Consider the following 18,654-nt stretch of genomic DNA (forward strand, 5'->3'; position numbering starts at 1 on the left):
TTTTAAAAGTTACAAACTTTACTTATATTTTTTTGAAATTTTTAATGTCTTCTTTATAAGATATAATTAAAGCCTAATGCTACCGCAGTTTATCCGGATACAAAAATAATGCTTTCCGATTTATTTAAAAGCTCTATCTTTGGAAACTTAATTTTAAAGAAAATAAACATCCCATGTTTACACCAGCGGAACTTTTAGAAATCAATACATTACTGACTCCTGAAAACAAAATCGTGATACTTACCCATTACAATCCTGATGGAGATGCTATCGGTTCCAGCCTTGGTTTAAAGCATTATCTTAAGGCTAAAGGAATTTTTGCTGAAGTCATCGTGCCGAACGATTTTCCTAAGTTTCTGAAGTGGATGCCGGAAGCAAAAAAAGTTTTGATCGCCGAATATAAAAGAAAAGTTGCCTTTGATTTAATTAATGAAGCGGATGTTATTTTTTGTCTTGATTTCAATGCTCCTTCCAGAATAGGTTTGTTGGGAGACTGGCTTACAAAAGCAACGGCTAAAAAAATTCTTATCGACCATCATCAGCAGCCTGAAGAATTTGATTTCGTCTATTCAGAAACGGCTATTCCTGCGACTTGTCAGATGGTTTATCATTTTATTGAAGCGCTTGATGATGAAAAACTTGTTGATAAAGATATTGCAGAATGTCTTTACACAGGAATTATGACAGATACCGGAGGTTTTCGTTTCCGTTCAACCAGTGCCACAACGCATAGGATTATCGCGAATCTGATCGAACATGGAGCAGATCCCGCAATGATTACTTCAAACACATGGGATACCAATACTGTTTCACGTCTTCATTTATTAGCTTTGATTTTAGGAAGAATAGAGGTGGTAAAAGAAGGTAAGGTAGCAATTCTCTATCTTACAAGAGAAGAATTGAAAGAGTATGGTTTTCAAAAAGGAGATACAGAAGGTTTTGTAAACTACGGACTAAGTATTATGGGGGTGAAGATGGCAGCTTTCTTCATGGAAGATCTTTACGAAAATTTCATTAAAATTTCTTTCCGAAGTAAGGACGATATGGATGTAAATCAATTCTCAAGAAAATATTTCAGTGGAGGAGGTCATATTAACGCAGCTGGAGGAAAATCCCTTGAAGCTCTTCACGAAACGATTGAAACTTTTAAAAATAGAATAGAGGCTGAAGAAAGGTTGTAATTAATATTAATAATTTTGTAAATATTTTAATTGAGAGATTGCTTCGTCACTCCGTTCCTCGCAATGATATGCTTTTTGAATATCCCTTTTCCTCAAGCTCTTTACAGGTATATTCATAGACTTCCTGAAACATGATATCAAGAAACTTCTTATTAAATAAACTGAACTTTGTCATTTTAGGCGGATCTAAGAAAATATCACAAGATTTTGCTTTAGAATAAACTGATTTTGCTATGGCAAGGTGAAGAATGCGGTCAAATTCTTTCATCAAACTCATTTTTTCGAGGCTGTCGTAGCTGATGGAATTAACGTGAGACGCAATTAAAAAGTCGCATTTGTCAATAATGGGTTCAATCGGAAGATTGTCTAAAACGCCGCCGTCAACATAAATTTTTTCACCAATTTTCACCGGGGGCAAAATGAAAGGAACGCTCGATGAAGCAAGCAGCGGACCGAAAAGTTCGCCTTCTGAAAAGAAATCTACGATTCCATGCGTCATTTCAGTGGCAGCAACGTAAACCGGGATTTTTAGAACTTTAAAATCATCTTCCGGAAAATGATCCATAAAAAGTTTCAGGATAAATTTAGAACTAAAAATTCCGTTTTTGGAAAGCTTTAGATATGATCTTGAAAAAAAGGTAGTTTGCTTCACAATCTCCATCATTTCATCCGGTGATTTTCCTAAAGAATAAAAAGCTGCTACAATTGATCCTGCACTGGTACCTGAAATAATATCAGGCTTCAGGTTGTATTCTTCCAAGGCTTTCAGCACTGCGATATGTGCAATGCCACGCATACCTCCGCCTGAAAGCGTAAGGCCGATAACCGGTTTCTTTTTTTTGAACAAGAAATCCAGCATATCAGAAAACTAAATGTTTCGGTAAATTGTGAAGAAGCTCTGTATTGATGATCTCTGCGCAGATAGACGGTTTTTCCCAGTGGCCGTTGTGTCCGCAGTCGAGAATGTAAGATTTAATATTGGTTTTGTCAGGAAGATGCTTAATCATTGTTTCCGTTTTTACGGCGTTGTCGTGTTTGCCTGCAAGGACTAAAATTTTGGTATCAAGATTTTCCAGGATATGCTTTTTGTCAGTTCTTTCTACCATACCTTTTACTGAAGCTAAAGCTCCCATATTATTTGTGGATAGCGCAATTTCAAGAGCCGTTTCTATTTTGCCTTCCAGAATATCTCTTTCATTAGGATTAAAAAGATTAGGAATTCCTGCTCTGACATAATGTGGAAAGGCATCTTTAATGATTCTGTAGCTTTTAATGCGTTGTTCTTTCTTTTCTTCATCATCTGCAAGATAAGATGAAAAAAATAGCGTTAGACTTTTCAGGTATTCAGGATATTTTTCGGCGAAACCCAAAGAAATATATCCACCCATGGAATGTCCCAGCAAATGCACTTTTTGGAGATTCTGATGATCGAGTACCTTTTTTACTTCTTCAGCCATCATTTCCATAGTCTGAACTTCAGAAATGATTTCTGATTTTCCGTGACCGGGAAGGTCGATTTTTAACAATGAAAAATTTTCAGAAAGATGAGATTCCATATCGCTCCAGATGGAAAGGTTTTCCATAAAGCCATGGAGGAGAACCAGCATTTCTTTTCCGCGTCCTTTTATTTCGTAGTTTAACATAATTTTCTGCGATTAAAAATGGATGTCAATATACTCAACAAATCCCGAACCATTTACCATATCCTGTAATCTGTAGGTTTTTCCTCCATCTTTGGACATGAAGGTTTTTGTTCCTTTTCTTATGTAAGGTTTTCCGTTGTCGTTTTCAGAGATGCTTTCAGAAATATTTCCTGTGAAATTCATGTGTTTTTCGGAAACTACAGCCATAAAACCATTCATATGTAAATAGTCTTTTCCGGATTTTATATCTCCGGTAACGTTGTAATGGTCTGCTTCACCGTCAATTTTTTTAAATTCTACCGTTCCTGATCCTTTTATTGAATTATGGGTGAATTTGTGAGTTCCGCTAAAATCTTTGAAATGATTTTTAGATTTAATGCTGTCGTTGATTTTTGTTCTTGCTGCATTAATGGAATCTACAATTTTTGTACTGTCTGTTTTGGCTGGAGTAGCGGTTGTCTCTTTTTTAGAGCATGAAACCATTAAAACTGAAATAGCCAGTGCGGTTAAGAAGTTTTTCATTGAATAAAATTATATCCAAAAATAGATAAAAAAAGAGCATTCTGAAAATGCCCTTTAATGTTTATTTGGTTAATTCATCATAAACTTTCTTTTCCCACGGTTTAATGTCGGTGACTCCGTAACGTTCTTTTTTGGAGATCGCGACATTATCCAGAATATCTACGAAATTTTTGTAATTGGCATCATCTGTGGGTTCAATGATGATGGTGAAATTTTCTTTTTTGGGAGCCTTATTATAAGCTTCGGAAATGATTTTGGTGATATTGATTCCACTGAAATCGGTTTCTTTTAAATTATTTTTATTTAAATCTTCCTTAGTTTTCTGATGGTAAAATACCCTGTTGTCTTTTCCTAAGATAAATGTTATTTGATTATTAAAATCAATCGGAGGTGTAGGTTGTGGAATTGGATTCGGATCTTTCGCCGGCAATCCCAAATCCATCACATTAGGTTTTGTAAAATTCGTGGTAAACATAAAAAAAGTGATTAATAAAAATCCTAAATCTACCATCGGAGTCATATCCACGCGGATCATTTTTTTTCTTTGTTTGTTTCCTCCTTGCTTCTCTTGTGCAATTACTTCAGCCATAATTAATAGTTTTTAAAATGTTAAACAGTTTTTAAATAAGAGTGTTGAATTTATACTTATTTTAGATAATTGATGCAAATTTCATACCTGAAACTTATTTTTGTGATGAATTTTCATTGTTTGATTTAAATGTGTTATAGTTTGCTATAAATCAGTGTAATAAAAAAGCCTTTTCAGTAATCTGGAAAGGCCTTTTGCTATATTTGGGATATGTTATTTATTCTTTTTATAATAATTTACTCCACATTCTAAGAATTTCTTGAAATCTTCTTTCGGCATATATCCTGAGACCGGCGTGTTAATCACTTTTCCATCCGGAGTTACCAATACATAATGCGGTTGGGAATTATTATTAAAATTCACCTGCTGGAACAGACTCCATCTGTCGCCTATTGTTTTTACTTTTTTTACTTGTCCGTCACCAAGATCAATTTTTGTTTTCTGATCTTCAGGAAGTTCTTCTTTGTCGTCCACATAAAGAGAAGCCAACACAACATCATTCTGAAGAATCGGTAAAATGTCACTTTCACTCCAAACAAATTCCTCCATTTTACGGCAGTTTTCACATCCGTAGCCCGTGAAATCAATTAAGATCGGCTTGTCTTCCTTTTTAGCGAGTTCAACCGCTTTAAAAAAATCATGTTCAGGATGCATTCCTAGAATTCCGTCTTTTTCATCATGGAAATAACTTACATTTAAAGGAGGCAAAATTCCGCTCAATAATTGAAGTTTCGGACGGTCGGACGGAATTAATCCCTGAATAAGATAAATCACAAATCCGAATCCTAAAGCTCCAAGAATTTTTCTTGTTATAGAGATTTTCGGTTTTTTATCATCGTGCGGGAATCTGATTAATCCAAGTAAATATAATGCTAAACCTAAAGCCACAAGAATCCAGATGACAATGAATAGTTCTCTTTTTAACAAGAATGTTTTGGAAACTAAATCCGCTTTAGATAAAAATTTCAATGCTAATGCTAATTCCACGAAACCTAAAACAACTTTTACCGTATTCATCCAGCCTCCTGATTTTGGAAGGCTTTGTAAGGCCTGCGGAAATAAAGCCAATAATCCGAAGATGATTGCCCATGCCAGTCCGAAACCTGCCAAAGCAAATGTCAGCAGCATAGGAACATTAGCAGAGCCCGTTACGGCACTTCCCAATAAACTTCCTAAAATTGGGCCTGTACAAGAGAATGAAACAATTACTAACGTCAACGCCATGAAGAAAATTCCGATAATTCCTCCCGCTTCTTCCGCTTTTGATGATTTATTTGCTATAGAGCTTGGTAAGGTAATGTCATAATATCCGAAGAAACTTCCTGCAAAGAAAATAAAGATGATGAAGAATGCGATATTCAGCCATACGCTAGTTGATATTTCGTTGAAAATATTACCTGCAATCCCATCAATGATGTGAAAGGGAACACTTAAGAGAACGAAGATCAGAAGAATGAAAAATCCGTATATAAATGCATCTCTTTTACCTTTTGCCTTATTCATGCTGCCTTTGGTAAAGAAGGAAACAGTCAAAGGAATCATAGGGAAAACGCACGGTGTAAGCAAGGCAATCAACCCGCCGATAAATCCGAGGAATAGGTACGTCCAGTAATTTTCAGCGACTTTTGTTGCAGCAGTTCCGCAGTCTGTAAGAGGTTTCTGGAAATCGATAGATTCTATTTTCAGCTGTTTGGGATCCAGTTTAGAGGTTTCTGTTACGGTTACAATATTTTTCACCGGATCTTCCACTACAGTTTCAGTTATTAAGACAGAATCTTTTTTTGCTTCCGTTTTTTCTTCTGCTTTAGTCTCGACCGTACCTTTTGGTGTTACCTGTTTATTGAATTCCAGTGTGTTGGGTGCCAGGCAAACTCTGTCGTCGCAGGTCTGATACGTAATTTCAGCAACAACATCTCCGGGTTTTGTAGGGTCTTTTAATTTGAATTTTTGTTTAAAGCCTGCAGAATTGGAGTAGAAAATGATTTTCCCGCCAAAAGCTTCAGAAAACTCTTCATGTTTTTTACCAGTTTCAGTAAACTTGCCGATCAGTTCGATATTCTTACCCGAAACTTTATAATCAGTCGGAATTCCTGTATCTTCCGGAATGTCTTTGGAATAAATATGCCAGCCGCTTTCCATGGTTGCATTCAGTACGGCTTCGTATTGATTGTCTCCTAACTCGTTGATTGTAAATTTAAATTTTACAGGATTTTTGATTTGTGCATTAATTCCGGTTGCCAAAAACATCAGAATTAATAAAAACCAGTTTCTAAATTTCATTTTTACTTCTTATTAAAAATTTTGAGAACGTATCCAGACTTCTCATTTCCTGCATTTCTCCGGTCTTGCCTGAAAGGAATCACTCCGAGTACGGAATTTTCACTGTCAGTCAGAAGCCAGATTTTTTGCCTTGCTAAAATAGATATTTTTTCGTCCCTAAAAAACTTAGAAACTTTCTTTTTTCCTGAAAATCCCACGGGATAAAACTCGTCTCCTTCTTTTTGCCTTCTCAAGCGTAGAGGAAAACTCAATTTTTCTGCATCGAACTCCCATTCAAAGTTGTTATTGATTGATTCAATTTCTACTATATTTTCGAGATTAAGAGCGATTTGGTTTTCTGAGAAGTCAAATTTTTCAATTAAAAGAATCTCTTCAGAATTATTTTTCTTCCATTTTTCATCTTCCGTCTTTCTTTCCATTAAAACCAATTCTCCATAATTTACAATCAACTGATAATCTTTAGAAAAAAAGGAGCTGCCATTTTCTGCTTTAAAAATTTTCGGAATTTCCTCTTCATTGTTGAAACCATATTTTTTCAATATCTCAAATTTCACGAAATCACTTTCCAGATCAAGCTGCTCTTTTGATAAAATTTTATGAGATGGGTTAAATACGATAATACGGATTTCAATTTCCTGAATCTGTTCTTGTACAAAATCTTTTGTCTGATTTAGATACAATGAGCTTTTTTTAAAGTTTTCAAGAAAATGATCGTTTGTCTCTAGTAATTTCGGAACAATCTCGTTCCGTATTTTATTTCTTAAATAATCATTTTTTTGATTGGAAAGATCTTCGCGGTATTCAATATTATTTTCTTTTGCGAATATGTAAATCTCTTCTTTTGTGAAAGATAAAAGAGGCCGTAAAATATTATTATCGTTGGCAGGGATTCCGCTCAAACCATTTATTCCGGCTGCTTTTGAAAGATTGATGATGAAGGTTTCGAGCTGATCGTTCAGGTGATGGGCGGTCACTAAAAAATTCAGATTTTCTTTCTCCTGAATTCGGTTGAAAAAATCATACCTCAATTCCCTTGCCCATAGCTGAATAGAATTTTCGGGCTTTTTATCCTTGTCGGAAACTTTATATAAATGAAATTTAATATTATTTTTTTTGCAAAAATCTTCTACCACCTTCTGATCCAGATCAGAGTCTTGTCCGCGCAGTTTATAATTAATGTGGGCCACCTGAAACTGCAGTCCTAAATCATTAAAACAGTAGACCATGACCATAGAATCTGCACCACCGCTTACCGTCAGGAGATAGGTTTGTGTCTCAGGTGACTGAACGAGATTTTCTAATTGATTTTTAAAGGCCGTTGTTTCCAACATATATGCTGAGAATTTCTTTGTACAAAGATAATCGATATAATTAAAATGAATTTTGTTACCTTTGGATGTCTAAAAAAGATTATTTATGAAAATTTTTAAAATCTTAGCAGTATCTGCAATGGTGTTGGGAATGACATCTTGTATCAGCAAAAAACAGTATGATGCACTGAGCTCAAATTACAAACAATGTATTGAAAACGTAGGTGAAAGACAGAGAGAAATTCAGGATCTGAAATCTCAGAATTCTGCGTTGACAAGCGAGAATAGCCTATTAAAAAGTCAGCACGATGCTTTAAAATCTTCATTGGATGCATGTCTTTCCAATACAGGAAAAAGCTCTGCCAATATTGATAAACTGGTAGGCGAAATCAACTCTTCAAACTCTTATATCAAACAATTGATTTCGAGTAATGCTAAAAACGACAGCTTGAATTTAGCTTTATCAAACAAACTGAAAAGATCTTTGGATAACGTAGCAGACAGCGATGTGCAGGTGAAAGTTCTTAAAGGGGTGGTAATGATTTCACTTTCAGATAAAATGTTGTACAAAACAGGAGATTACAATGTATTGCCGGCGGCTCAGGAAGTGTTAGGTAAAGTAGCTAAAGTAATCAACGATTACGACAAATATTCTGTATTAATCGAAGGAAATACAGATAATGCTCCTTTAAACTCTCCAAACTTACCTAAAGACAACTGGGATCTTTCTGCGCTTAGAGGAACTGCGGTTGCTAAAGTATTACAGACTCAGTTCGGGGTGGATCCTGCAAGAATCACGGCCGGAGGACGTTCTGAATACAATCCTAAAGCGACTAATATGAGTGTTTCCGGAAGAGCTGAAAACAGAAGAACGGAAATTATCATCATGCCTAAACTTGATGAATTCATGAAATTAATGGACATAGCGCCTAAAAAATAATTAGAAAAAACATTCAGTCAATACAATAAATCCCGAAGCAATTCGGGATTTATTTGTTTAATCAAATTAATTCTTCTTTTTTCAATAGAGAAATAATTCGCTGTAAAAATGAATTGGATATTTCCGGTTTAGTTTTTTTTACAGAATCAGTCTTACTCTTAGATAGTCCTTTTCTGGAATTCTCCTGGTCAATTTGTTTTGTTCCTGCATCCATTTTATGTAGTGTTTTTACCCTGATCCAAATGTACATCTAATTCGGAGAGCAGAAAACCCGTATTTTCACGGTAATTTTTTCAGGGGATTTTCACAAACCGAATATTCAGCATTCTTCATGTTTTTTTGCTTATATTTAAGTAAATTTGAATCACCAAAATTTGTAGAATGAGCTTTTTTGAAGAAAAGAATCCCGAAATGGAAAGGTATCTGGAAACCCATGCTTCCTCAGAGCCTGATATCCTGAAAAAGTTAAGAAGGGAAACTTACCAGAAAACGACGCAGCCGCATATGATTTCCGGCTATCAGCAGGGGAGATTATTAACGATCATTTCAAAAATGATGCAGCCGAAAAATATCCTTGAAATCGGAACATTTACAGGATATGCAACACTCTGCCTGGCTTCCGGTATGAGTGAAAAAGGTAAAATTACAACACTGGATGTAAATGAAGATCTCGCATATCTTCCTAAAAAATATTTTGCAGAAAGCGGATATTCTTCTCAGATTGATTTCAGGTTACTGGATGCAAAAGAATTTTTAAAAGAAACTGATGAATTCTTTGATCTTGTTTTTATTGATGCCGACAAAGAAAATTATGCAGAATATTTCAGACTCATTAAGCCCCGTACGAAATCAGGATCTGTGGTAATGTTCGACAATGTACTCTGGTATGGTAAAGTACTTGAAGAAAATCCCAAGCAAAAATCTACACAAGTCATTAAGGAATTAAATGATCTGATTGCAAAAGATGATGATTTTGAAAATCTTATTTTACCTTTGCGAGATGGCGTTAATTTTCTGAGAAGAAAATAAATTAAAAAAATTAAGCAGTCTCTAATTTTTTTTAATCTTTAAATCATTCAATCTTTTAATGAAAACAAATGAATAAAGGAATTTGTATTGTTACGGTAGCACCCGTTCGTGCAGAAAGTTCTGACAAAGCAGAAATTGTCACGGAAATATTGTTTGGTGAAAGTGCCGATATTCTTGAAGTAAATAAAAACTGGACCAGAATAAAAATGCACTACGACGGCTATGAAGGTTGGGTGGATACCAAGCAGCTGAAACCTGTAACAGATGAAGAACTGGCTAATCGTAAGGTAACGGTGGTGACTGAAGATTTCTCCTCCGTACTTATGCATGATGGAAAAACGTTGCTTTCCATGGGTTCGGAAGTTGAGTTTCCGGTGGTGGCATCAAGAAGAAGCCATGATGTGCGGGAAAGTATCGCTTTAACGGCAAAGGAATTTCTCAATGTTCCGTATTTATGGGGTGGAAAAAGTTTTTTTGCGGTAGACTGTTCTGGATTTACCCAGTTGGTGTATAAAGTTCATAATATAAAACTGCCACGGGATACCTCTCAGCAGGTAGAAATAGGAGAATCATTGACTTTCGTTGAAGAAAGTCAGCCGGGAGATTTAGCCTTTTTTGAAAACCCTGAAGGAAAAATTATTCATGTGGGAATCATGCTGGATAACCAGAGAATTATTCACGCTTCGGGAAAAGTGCGGATCGATACGCTGGATTCTACCGGGATTTTTAATAAAGAAATGAACAAGCATACGCACAAGCTGAGAGTGATAAAAAGTTTATTGTAATAACAAAAAAACATCTGAAATGCAAAATATTCTTTTTCTGCTTTTTGATATTTTTAATTTCGGATTGCTGGTATTTTTATGGTGGTTTACTGTAAAACATTAGTCCAAACAATTCCCGTTCATTTTGATTTTGAAGGTAAAGCAGATAACTTCGGAAGTAAGAAATATGCATTTTGGCAGCGATTTATTCATTTTTATTGGAATTTTTAAATGATACAACTTAATTATAACATCTTAAGTTAAATGGCTTTTTTCTACAACATATTTATCAATCTGCTGATCTTCGGAATGAAGGTTTTTTCTTTATTTAATGAAAAAGCAAAAAAAGGAATTCTTGGAAGAAAAGAGTCGTTGCAAAAAATAAAATCAGCATTTTCGAAATCAGATAAGATAATCTGGATGCATGCGGCAAGTCTTGGTGAATATGAGCAAGGACTTCCCGTTTTGGAAAAATTGAAAGAAAATTTACCGGATCATAAAGTTCTTATAACTTTTTTCTCTCCTTCCGGATACGAAAATGTAGTGAAGAAGAAAACTGTTGCGGATGCAATCTGTTATCTTCCTTTCGATAAAAAATCTCATGTAAAAGAATTTTTGGCTGAGATTAATGTTGATCTTTTCTTTACGGTAAAATACGATTACTGGTACAACCTTTTGGATCAATTAAGAGAAAAAAGTGTCAAAACATATGTAATTTCTGCTTTGTTTTATGATACACAGTCGTTCTTCACTTCTTACGGAAAATGGTTTGTGAAAGAACTGCAAAAAAATATAGACTGGTTTTTTCATCAGACAGAACTATCTTATGCACTGGCAAAAAGCGTAGGCCTTACAAAGTCTTCCGTGACAGGAGATACAAGGTTTGATCGTGTAAAACAGCTGCGGGATCAGGACAATCATGTAAAATATATCACAGATTTTATTAGTAGTGATAAAGCAGTGGTTTTCGGGAGTTCATGGCAGGCTGAAGAAAAAGTTGCTGAAGAAGTTTTTCAGGTAAGTCCTTATGCAAAACTGATTCTGGCTCCACACGATCTAAAAAGAGTTCAGCATTTAAAACAAATTTTCCCGGATGCCGTTTTATACAGCGAAATTAAAGAAGAGACAAAAATACAGTCCAGGGTTTTAATCGTAGATAGTATTGGTTTGCTTTCAAAATTATATTCTTATGCAGATATTGCTGTTGTAGGAGGTGGGTTTCACGATGCTGGACTGCATAATATTCTGGAAGCGGCAACATTTGGCGTTCCTGTCATTTTCGGAAATCATTACCGGAAAAATCCTGAAGCCGATGAACTGATATCTGCCGACGGTGGCAAATCTTTTGAAAATACTGGTTTGGCCGCAGATTTTGTAACGTTTCTCATCAATAATGAAGAAACCCTCCGGATAATGTCGGCAAATGCAAAGAAATTTGTTGATGAAAAACCAAATTCTACCACTTTGATTGTCAGTAAAATTTTATCTTAAAAATCCCTGACTCTTTATCTCTTTAATAATCAGATCAAAGTTTTCTGGAATTTTGTCGCTTGTAAGCCAGTTGAAGTCTATTCCGTTGTTGATGAAAAGTTTAGACAAATAATTGTTCTGAAGAATTTTTCCATACAGTTCGTCGAGATGTTCGTCAATTTCCATCCAGTAATCAGCATCAAGTTTCTTTGTCAGAAGCAGTGCTTTGACGGTTTTATTAATAATATAAAGATAAAGCTTGTACACATTATCGAATCTTAAGCGGCTGAGGTCTTCATTATAATCAAGAATTTTGTTAATCAGAAGAAGATTAAGTGAAACCTCTCCGAATTTGTCCGTTGTAATTTTCACGTGTTCCGTGATTTCAGCGCTGATTGTTCTTATAATGCTCAGAAAATATTTCTGATTGCTGATGTATTTCGAGGCAAGCAAAACTTTTTCTGCAACGATTTCTTCCATCGCATCACGCTTATTGTCTGTGGTTTCAGGATCGATGAGTTCAAAGTATAATTTTTTAGATAAAAGTTTATCTTTCTTTAATAATCTGAAAATCAGTCGGTCTTTTTCTACGGAAGAAAAATTACTTATCGCAGCTTTAAATTCTTTTGAATATTCCATTTTTTAAAATTAATTAAAAATTTTCGAATATTTCAAAAATCCGTTTACAGCCCAGTTGGCGGTGTAGTATAAAGATTTAACCGTAGAATATCCCATAAAGTCTTTATACACCAGATATTGGTCTTTAATGATGTTTTTTTTCTTCCTGGAAACACTGTTTTCGCGCATTCTGTATTTGGCGAGAGTCCGTTGTATAGGATAACCTTTCGGAATTTCTTTTAAAAGATTTAGCCACATCACATGATCTTCACGCTTGCTCTTTACCGGGAAGAAAAATTTACCGACTCTTTGTGTATCATACATCGTGGAAACCGGTGCAAGCCTGCATGTTTTCAGTAAATTTGAAAATGTAACGATGGTATCCGCTTCAAAATCTTTAAGAACAGGCTGCATAGTATATTCGTCACACCTTGAATAATTGCAGTAAACCAATTCTGCATTATTTTCTTGCATATAATTAATCATCGTTTCTAAATATTCAGGATACCAAAGATCATCAGAATCCAGAAAAGCAATATATCTTCCCTGAGCTCTTTCAAGGCTTTTATTGCGGGCATTTCCTGCACCGCCATTTTGCTTCAACACTTTAAGCTTTATTCTCAAATCCGGATATTTCTGTAAAATCTCAACAGTGTTGTCTCTGGAAAGATCGTCTGTAATCAGCCATTCCCAGTTTGTATATGTCTGGCTAAACACTGAATGTATGGTTTCCTCAATGAATTCTGCAGAATTGTATGAGGGAGTAATGATGGAAACAAGGTCTTTCATTTGTGTTGATATTATAAAAATTTTTTCTCGTAAAAATGCCATGAACAAATCCCTACCGAGACGACAAGAATCATACATATAAAAGCCATTAAGTAAGGATTGTAATCCCGGAAAAGTCCCAATGTGGTAAAAACACGAATGATGGGAAAATGAAAAATATAAATTCCATAAGTGAAATCTCCATACTTTCCGAAATCGTTTAAAAATGTTAAAGAATAAGCAATATACAGAACAATAATGCCGATCATTGCAGGTGAAAACAGGATAATATTAAAAATCAAATCGAACCAGACTGTGAGTATTGCAATAATGAAAAGAGTGTTTTTATTTTTAATGAATAAATCAAAATTAAAGTAAATCAGCATTCCCGGAATAAAATAGGATAATGTTCCCGGAAGTTGTTTGGCAACGGAAATTTTGTGTATCGATTCAAAATAATTTAGATAAACAAGCGACAGGAAATAGACAATGATAAGACTTATATTCCGGTATTTGTTGCTTTTTCCAAACAGTAAAAACAACAACGGGAGACAGAAATAGTAAGACATTTCTATTTTAAGTGTCCAGAGCGCACCATTCACCGCCTGGTTGCCAAATACTCCCGGCAGCCAGGGAGCTTTGAAATTCAAAAATAAAGAGTTCCAGAAAAGATATTTATAAACTTCAGGATTGCTGAAATAATCTTTAATGGAATAAGTGCTTACAAGACTTAGCAGAATAGCACAAAGAAATACCACCAGAAGATATGCGGGAACAATTCTTCTGATTCTTTTGCTTAAATAACTTTTGAGGCTGGATGATCTTTCGTAGCTCCTTGCGATAAGGAAACCACTGATAACAAAAAAGCCGAAAACCGCGATCTCTATGGGGCTGTGCTTGAGGAATCTAAGTTCTTCTGAGTTGCTGAGGGTGCCGAGATGTCCCAAAAAAACAATAAAGGCAAGGAGAACACGCAGGAAATCAAAATTATTTTTCGTTATATCAGACATTTGTATTTGTTTTTACAAAAATAGTTTTTTTCAGGATATAATGAATCTCTGCTTTAATATTTTGTCAAAAACTGCCATTATACTGCCTTATCAGGTTAATATTTTTTAAAATTTGCAATTTTATGATAATTTCTTTCAAAAAATTATTAAATAAATCAAAAAAATTATAATTTTAGCGCTTGAAAAATTTGATACATGAAGAAATTAGCATTACTCTTTGCAGGTCTATCTTTATTCGTAGCGACAGGATGTAATAACGACGACGATAATACAATGGAATATCCTATTGTAGGAACGTGGCAACCTATAAAAAAAGTTGTTACTACGGTTGCGATAGGAGAAGATCCTGTTTCGGACGGGATTTCTTTTGATACCGACTGTCAGAAAACATCAAGATGGGTATTCGCTGCAAGTTCAGGAAAAAGAACGGATAATGGAGACGGAACATCCCCGGGAACGTGCCAGCCGACTTTCGACAGAAACTTTACCTATACGTATGACAAAGATACTAAGGCTATTCAGGTAAAATATCAGGGAATTGTAGAGCCAGATAAAGGAAGCGTGGTTACCCTTAATGAAACAACTTTAAACATTAAATTCGAAGACACTTCAGATCCTACTGAATACCAGTCTACAACTTATACTTTAAAGAGAATCCCTCAATAATAAGAGTGCTTTTACTCATTTAAAACTTAAGATCTCATCTCCGGATGGGATTTTTGTTTTACTATATTTAATTTAAAATTAAATTCTATTTCTATTAAAATCATTATTTTTGTGAATCTTGATTTTGGAGTTAAAGCAAATTTAATCTAATATCTAAGTCTAACATCTAAATATCTAAATATAACAAGTGTTTTACGATCATCAGCAGATAGAAAAAAAGTGGCAGAAATACTGGGAAGAAAATCAGACCTATAAAACTTCCGACAGCACAGATAAACCTAAATTTTATGTTCTTGATATGTTTCCGTATCCATCGGGCGCAGGACTCCACGTGGGACACCCGCTGGGATATATTGCATCAGATATTTATGCAAGATATAAAAGACATCAGGGTTTCAATGTGCTTCATCCGGTAGGCTACGACAGCTTCGGGCTTCCTGCTGAGCAGTATGCGATCCAGACCGGTCAGCATCCTGCCATTACCACTGAGCAGAATATTACAAGATATGAAGAGCAGCTTAGAAAAATTGGGTTCTCTTTCGACTGGAGCAGAGAAGTAAGAACTTCCGATGCTTCTTATTATAAATGGACGCAGTGGATTTTTATTGAATTATTCCATTCATGGTATAATAAAGATACAGACAAAGCGGAACCGATTTCTACTCTGATCGAACATTTTGAAACGAAAGGCACGGAAGGTTTAAATGCCAATCAAAACGACGAGCTTCATTTCACTGCAGAAGAATGGAAACAAGCTTCTGAAATCGATAAAGAAGATATACTTTTAAATTACCGTTTGGCCTATAGAGCAGAAACAACGGTAAACTGGTGTCCTGCCTTAGGAACCGTACTGGCAAACGATGAGGTAAAGGATGGAAAATCCGAAAGAGGAGGTTTTCCGGTTTTCCAGAAGAAAATGATGCAGTGGAGTATGAGGATTTCTGCATACTCTGAAAGACTTTTACAAGGTTTAAAAACATTAGATTGGCCGCAACCTTTGAAAGATTCTCAGGAATACTGGATCGGGAAATCTCAGGGGGCGCAGGTGAGGTTTGAAGTCCTCACCCCAACCCTCTCCAAAGGAGAGGGAGCTGACAGCTTGGAAAATAAAAAGCCTGGTTATTTAACGGGAGGCCAAAATTCTAAAGTTTTGCTGCAGTATGCGAAAAATATGCGTCATGAAGCAACAGAGGGTGAAGACACGCTTTGGCAGATGCTTAGAAATAGGAAACTTGAAAGTAAATTTAGAAGACAACATTTAATAAAAGATTACATTGTTGATTTTGTTAGTCTTGAAAATAAATTGGTGATTGAAGTAGACGGAGGTTATCATTCTGAAGAAGAACAGATTGAATATGACAATCTAAGAACACAATATCTTAATTCCTTTGGCTATGACGTTCTGCGATTCTCAAATGAAGAAGTTCTTAATAATATAGAGAATGTTGTAGAAGAAATAAAGCGAAAATTAGAAGAAAATAAACAACAATTTTCAGGATCTGAAAAGTCCCTCTCCTCGGGAGAGGGATTTAGGGAGAGGATAGAAGTTTTCACCACAAGACCCGACACCATTTTCGGAGCAACATTCATGGTTTTGGCACCGGAGAATCCTTTGGTGGAAACCATCACAACACCGGAGCAGAAAGCTGAGGTTGATAGTTATATTGAAGAAACTTCCAAGAAAACGGAAAGAGACCGAATGGCCGATGTGAAGAATGTTTCGGGAGCTTTCACCGGAAGTTATGCTTTAAATCCGTTCAGTGGAGAAAGAATGCCGGTCTATATTTCAGATTATGTTTTGATGGGTTATGGGACAGGTGCTGTTATGGCGGTTCCGGCTCATGATGAACGTGATCACAGATTTGCAAAGAAATTTAATTTAGAAATTAAAAAGGTTGTAGAAACCGACGAAGATATTCAGGAAAAATCTTTTGATTCTAAAGATTCCGTATGTGTAAATTCGGATTTTTTAAATGGATTAAAATATGACGAAGCAAAAGCTTTAATTATTTCCGCTATCGAAAAAAGAGGAATCGGGCACGGAACAACCAACTACAGACAGCGAGATGCGATTTTCTCAAGACAAAGATATTGGGGCGAACCGGTTCCTATATATTATAAGGATGGAATGCCTTACACTTTGCCGACTTCTGCATTGCCTTTGGAACTTCCTGAAGTTGAAAAATACTTGCCGACAGAAGACGGAGATCCGCCATTGGGAAATGCAAAAACTTTCGCCTGGGATGAAGTAAATCAAAAAGTAGTTGATACCAATTTGATTGATGAAAAAACAGTTTTTCCTCTAGAATTATCAACGATGCCGGGTTGGGCGGGAAGTTCATGGTATTTCTTACGATACATGGATCCGCATGATGAAAATGTTTTCATTAAAAAAGACCTTGCCGATTATTGGGGACAAGTAGATCTTTATATCGGAGGAAGCGAACACGCAACCGGTCACTTGTTATATTCCCGTTTCTGGAATATGTTCTTAAAGGATAGAGGATATATCAGTCAGAATGAACCTTTCCAGAAACTGATTAATCAGGGGATGATTTTGGGGATGAGTGCTTTTGTGTATAGAGTTGCTTTAAACTTTAGAAAAACCGCAGAGTCTCAAAATGTAGAAAATGGTAAATTGACAAAATTAAATGAAGTTGAACAAATTGTTTTAAAAAATTTGTTCATTTCGAAAAGTTATAAAAAATACATTAAGACATTAAGTTCTCAAGAGGAAGGTTTTATAGAAAATAAAAACAAGTTTTTCGATATACTTGCTCCATATATTGAGAAGAAATTTAAGGCTCTGAACCTTGATATAAAAGAATATGAACTTGATAGACTAATTCCTTTCCAAGGATTTGTAACTCATATTGATATATCCTTATTAAAAGGAACATCAGACGAATTGGATACAGAAGCATTCAAAGCTTGGCGACCTGATTTTGCAGATGCAGAATTTATTTTGGAAGATGGAAAATATATCACGGAACGCGAAGTAGAAAAAATGTCCAAATCAAAATACAATGTTGTAAACCCGGATGACATCTGTGAAGAATACGGAGCCGATGGTTTGAGATTGTATGAAATGTTCCTCGGTCCACTGGAGCAATCCAAGCCTTGGAACACGCAAGGACTAAGTGGAGTTTATGGTTTCCTTAAAAAATTCTGGAATTTATATTTCAATGGCGAAGTTTTTGAAGTGTCAGATGAAGAGCCGACAAAAGCAGAATATAAAGTTTTGCATACTTTAATAAAGAAAGTCGTTTATGATATTGAAAATTTCTCTTTCAATACGTCTGTGTCATCATTTATGATTGCCGTAAACGAATTGCAAAAAATAAAATGCAACAAACGCAATATTTTGGAACCTTTGGCCGTTATCATTTCTCCTTATGCGCCACACATCTGTGAAGAGCTTTGGAGTCTGCTTGGTCATACAGCTTCTATTGAGTTTGAAAAATTCCCGGTTCTAAATGAAGATTATCTGGTAGAGGACGAGATAGAATATCCGATAAGTATTAATGGAAAAACAAAACATAAGTTGCCATTATCGTCACAGCTTTCAGCAAAAGAAGTAGAAGAAATGGTGCTTCAGGACGAAAAAGTACAGCATTTTCTGGAAGGGAAAACACCAAAAAAAATCATTGTGGTGCCAGGAAGAATTGTGAACATAGTAATTTAAATAAAAATTAACATTAGGAAATTAAAAAAAATGATGGTGTATATTTTTTAACTTTTTAACGTAAATGTTAAAATTAATGATTATTGCCAAAAAAAGAGAAAATAATTATAATATCGAAATCGTATTAAAATTTTGTTGTCAAAAAAAACAGAAATGTTTATTTGAGACTCTTGCATTTT

General features: G+C 35.2%; 17 protein-coding genes. 8 read left to right on the forward strand and 9 right to left on the reverse strand.

Going from position 1 to position 18,654, the window contains the following annotated elements:
* The first annotated feature begins 173 nt into the window (after nucleotides 1-173).
* Nucleotides 174-1,181: a DHH family phosphoesterase gene (locus BLR30_RS00365; RefSeq protein WP_089853086.1), complete on the forward strand. Its 1,008-nt coding sequence runs from the start codon at nucleotides 174-176 to the stop codon at nucleotides 1,179-1,181.
* Between the two features lie 46 nt (nucleotides 1,182-1,227).
* Here the strand turns inward: BLR30_RS00365 and BLR30_RS00370 are convergent, their stop codons facing one another.
* The 6 genes from BLR30_RS00370 to tilS all read right to left on the reverse strand — a co-directional run bounded on the left by BLR30_RS00370 (nucleotide 1,228) and on the right by tilS (nucleotide 7,546).
* Nucleotides 1,228-2,040: a patatin-like phospholipase family protein gene (locus tag BLR30_RS00370; RefSeq protein ID WP_089853088.1), complete on the reverse strand. Its 813-nt coding sequence runs from the start codon at nucleotides 2,038-2,040 to the stop codon at nucleotides 1,228-1,230.
* Between the two features lies 1 nt (nucleotide 2,041).
* Entirely contained in the window at nucleotides 2,042-2,824 is a 783-nt protein-coding gene (locus BLR30_RS00375; RefSeq protein ID WP_089853090.1) for an alpha/beta fold hydrolase, read from the reverse strand.
* A gap of 12 nt (nucleotides 2,825-2,836) precedes the next feature.
* A complete protein-coding gene (locus tag BLR30_RS00380; protein WP_089853092.1) occupies nucleotides 2,837-3,346 on the reverse strand; it encodes a hypothetical protein in 510 nt (169 codons plus the stop codon).
* Between the two features lie 61 nt (nucleotides 3,347-3,407).
* Nucleotides 3,408-3,935, reverse strand: a complete 528-nt coding sequence (locus BLR30_RS00385) for a biopolymer transporter ExbD (protein ID WP_089853094.1) — start codon at nucleotides 3,933-3,935, stop codon at nucleotides 3,408-3,410.
* 213 nt (nucleotides 3,936-4,148) lie between these two features.
* Nucleotides 4,149-6,215 (reverse strand): protein-disulfide reductase DsbD family protein, encoded by a 2,067-nt coding sequence (locus BLR30_RS00390; RefSeq protein WP_089853096.1) that lies wholly within the window; start codon nucleotides 6,213-6,215, stop codon nucleotides 4,149-4,151.
* 2 nt (nucleotides 6,216-6,217) lie between these two features.
* Entirely contained in the window at nucleotides 6,218-7,546 is a 1,329-nt protein-coding gene (tilS, locus tag BLR30_RS00395; RefSeq protein ID WP_089853098.1) for a tRNA lysidine(34) synthetase TilS, read from the reverse strand.
* A gap of 85 nt (nucleotides 7,547-7,631) precedes the next feature.
* Between tilS and BLR30_RS00400 the strand changes: the two genes are divergently transcribed.
* From BLR30_RS00400 to BLR30_RS00420, 5 genes are all read left to right on the forward strand, one after another.
* Nucleotides 7,632-8,465 carry an OmpA family protein gene (locus tag BLR30_RS00400; RefSeq protein WP_089853100.1) on the forward strand — a complete coding sequence of 278 codons (834 nt, stop codon included), beginning with the start codon at nucleotides 7,632-7,634 and terminating at the stop codon, nucleotides 8,463-8,465.
* 381 nt (nucleotides 8,466-8,846) lie between these two features.
* Nucleotides 8,847-9,494 carry an O-methyltransferase gene (locus tag BLR30_RS00405; protein ID WP_089853102.1) on the forward strand — a complete coding sequence of 216 codons (648 nt, stop codon included), beginning with the start codon at nucleotides 8,847-8,849 and terminating at the stop codon, nucleotides 9,492-9,494.
* 68 nt (nucleotides 9,495-9,562) lie between these two features.
* Entirely contained in the window at nucleotides 9,563-10,279 is a 717-nt protein-coding gene (locus tag BLR30_RS00410) for a C40 family peptidase (protein ID WP_089853104.1), read from the forward strand.
* A gap of 78 nt (nucleotides 10,280-10,357) precedes the next feature.
* Nucleotides 10,358-10,489 (forward strand): DUF1648 domain-containing protein, encoded by a 132-nt coding sequence (locus tag BLR30_RS18055; RefSeq protein WP_089853106.1) that lies wholly within the window; start codon nucleotides 10,358-10,360, stop codon nucleotides 10,487-10,489.
* Between the two features lie 33 nt (nucleotides 10,490-10,522).
* Complete coding sequence (locus BLR30_RS00420; protein ID WP_089853108.1) at nucleotides 10,523-11,749, forward strand: 3-deoxy-D-manno-octulosonic acid transferase; 1,227 nt, start codon at nucleotides 10,523-10,525, stop codon at nucleotides 11,747-11,749.
* Here the strand turns inward: BLR30_RS00420 and BLR30_RS00425 are convergent.
* The 3 genes from BLR30_RS00425 to BLR30_RS00435 are packed head-to-tail and all read right to left on the reverse strand — an operon-like array spanning nucleotide 11,741 to nucleotide 14,124.
* Nucleotides 11,741-12,367, reverse strand: a complete 627-nt coding sequence (locus BLR30_RS00425) for a deoxyuridine 5'-triphosphate nucleotidohydrolase (RefSeq protein ID WP_089853109.1) — start codon at nucleotides 12,365-12,367, stop codon at nucleotides 11,741-11,743. The genes BLR30_RS00420 and BLR30_RS00425 overlap by 9 nt on opposite strands.
* Nucleotides 12,368-12,376: 9 nt before the next feature.
* Nucleotides 12,377-13,135: a glycosyltransferase family 2 protein gene (locus tag BLR30_RS00430; protein WP_089854559.1), complete on the reverse strand. Its 759-nt coding sequence runs from the start codon at nucleotides 13,133-13,135 to the stop codon at nucleotides 12,377-12,379.
* A gap of 11 nt (nucleotides 13,136-13,146) precedes the next feature.
* Nucleotides 13,147-14,124: an acyltransferase family protein gene (locus BLR30_RS00435; protein WP_089853111.1), complete on the reverse strand. Its 978-nt coding sequence runs from the start codon at nucleotides 14,122-14,124 to the stop codon at nucleotides 13,147-13,149.
* Between the two features lie 195 nt (nucleotides 14,125-14,319).
* Between BLR30_RS00435 and BLR30_RS00440 the strand changes: the two genes are divergently transcribed.
* Entirely contained in the window at nucleotides 14,320-14,790 is a 471-nt protein-coding gene (locus BLR30_RS00440) for a lipocalin-like domain-containing protein (RefSeq protein ID WP_089853113.1), read from the forward strand.
* Nucleotides 14,791-14,977: 187 nt separating this feature from the next.
* Nucleotides 14,978-18,475: a leucine--tRNA ligase gene (locus tag BLR30_RS00445; RefSeq protein WP_089853116.1), complete on the forward strand. Its 3,498-nt coding sequence runs from the start codon at nucleotides 14,978-14,980 to the stop codon at nucleotides 18,473-18,475.
* The last annotated feature ends 179 nt before the right edge of the window (nucleotides 18,476-18,654 follow it).

It is taken from the genome of Chryseobacterium taeanense, from assembly GCF_900099685.1.
In the GTDB taxonomy this organism is placed as follows: Bacteria; Bacteroidota; Bacteroidia; order Flavobacteriales; family Weeksellaceae; genus Chryseobacterium; species Chryseobacterium taeanense.

Coding starts and splice junctions, on each gene's coding strand:
- BLR30_RS00385 (WP_089853094.1), bottom strand. CDS start 3,935: ATGGCTGAAGTAATTGCACAAGAGAAGCAAGGAGGAAACAAACAAAGA.
- BLR30_RS00400 (WP_089853100.1), top strand. CDS start 7,632: ATGAAAATTTTTAAAATCTTAGCAGTATCTGCAATGGTGTTGGGAATG.
- BLR30_RS18055 (WP_089853106.1), top strand. CDS start 10,358: ATGGTGGTTTACTGTAAAACATTAGTCCAAACAATTCCCGTTCATTTT.
- BLR30_RS00370 (WP_089853088.1), bottom strand. CDS start 2,040: ATGCTGGATTTCTTGTTCAAAAAAAAGAAACCGGTTATCGGCCTTACG.
- BLR30_RS00380 (WP_089853092.1), bottom strand. CDS start 3,346: ATGAAAAACTTCTTAACCGCACTGGCTATTTCAGTTTTAATGGTTTCA.
- BLR30_RS00390 (WP_089853096.1), bottom strand. CDS start 6,215: ATGAAATTTAGAAACTGGTTTTTATTAATTCTGATGTTTTTGGCAACC.
- BLR30_RS00440 (WP_089853113.1), top strand. CDS start 14,320: ATGAAGAAATTAGCATTACTCTTTGCAGGTCTATCTTTATTCGTAGCG.
- BLR30_RS00405 (WP_089853102.1), top strand. CDS start 8,847: ATGAGCTTTTTTGAAGAAAAGAATCCCGAAATGGAAAGGTATCTGGAA.
- BLR30_RS00375 (WP_089853090.1), bottom strand. CDS start 2,824: ATGTTAAACTACGAAATAAAAGGACGCGGAAAAGAAATGCTGGTTCTC.
- BLR30_RS00430 (WP_089854559.1), bottom strand. CDS start 13,135: ATGAAAGACCTTGTTTCCATCATTACTCCCTCATACAATTCTGCAGAA.
- tilS (WP_089853098.1), bottom strand. CDS start 7,546: ATGTTGGAAACAACGGCCTTTAAAAATCAATTAGAAAATCTCGTTCAG.
- BLR30_RS00420 (WP_089853108.1), top strand. CDS start 10,523: ATGGCTTTTTTCTACAACATATTTATCAATCTGCTGATCTTCGGAATG.
- BLR30_RS00425 (WP_089853109.1), bottom strand. CDS start 12,367: ATGGAATATTCAAAAGAATTTAAAGCTGCGATAAGTAATTTTTCTTCC.
- BLR30_RS00365 (WP_089853086.1), top strand. CDS start 174: ATGTTTACACCAGCGGAACTTTTAGAAATCAATACATTACTGACTCCT.
- BLR30_RS00435 (WP_089853111.1), bottom strand. CDS start 14,124: ATGTCTGATATAACGAAAAATAATTTTGATTTCCTGCGTGTTCTCCTT.
- BLR30_RS00410 (WP_089853104.1), top strand. CDS start 9,563: ATGAATAAAGGAATTTGTATTGTTACGGTAGCACCCGTTCGTGCAGAA.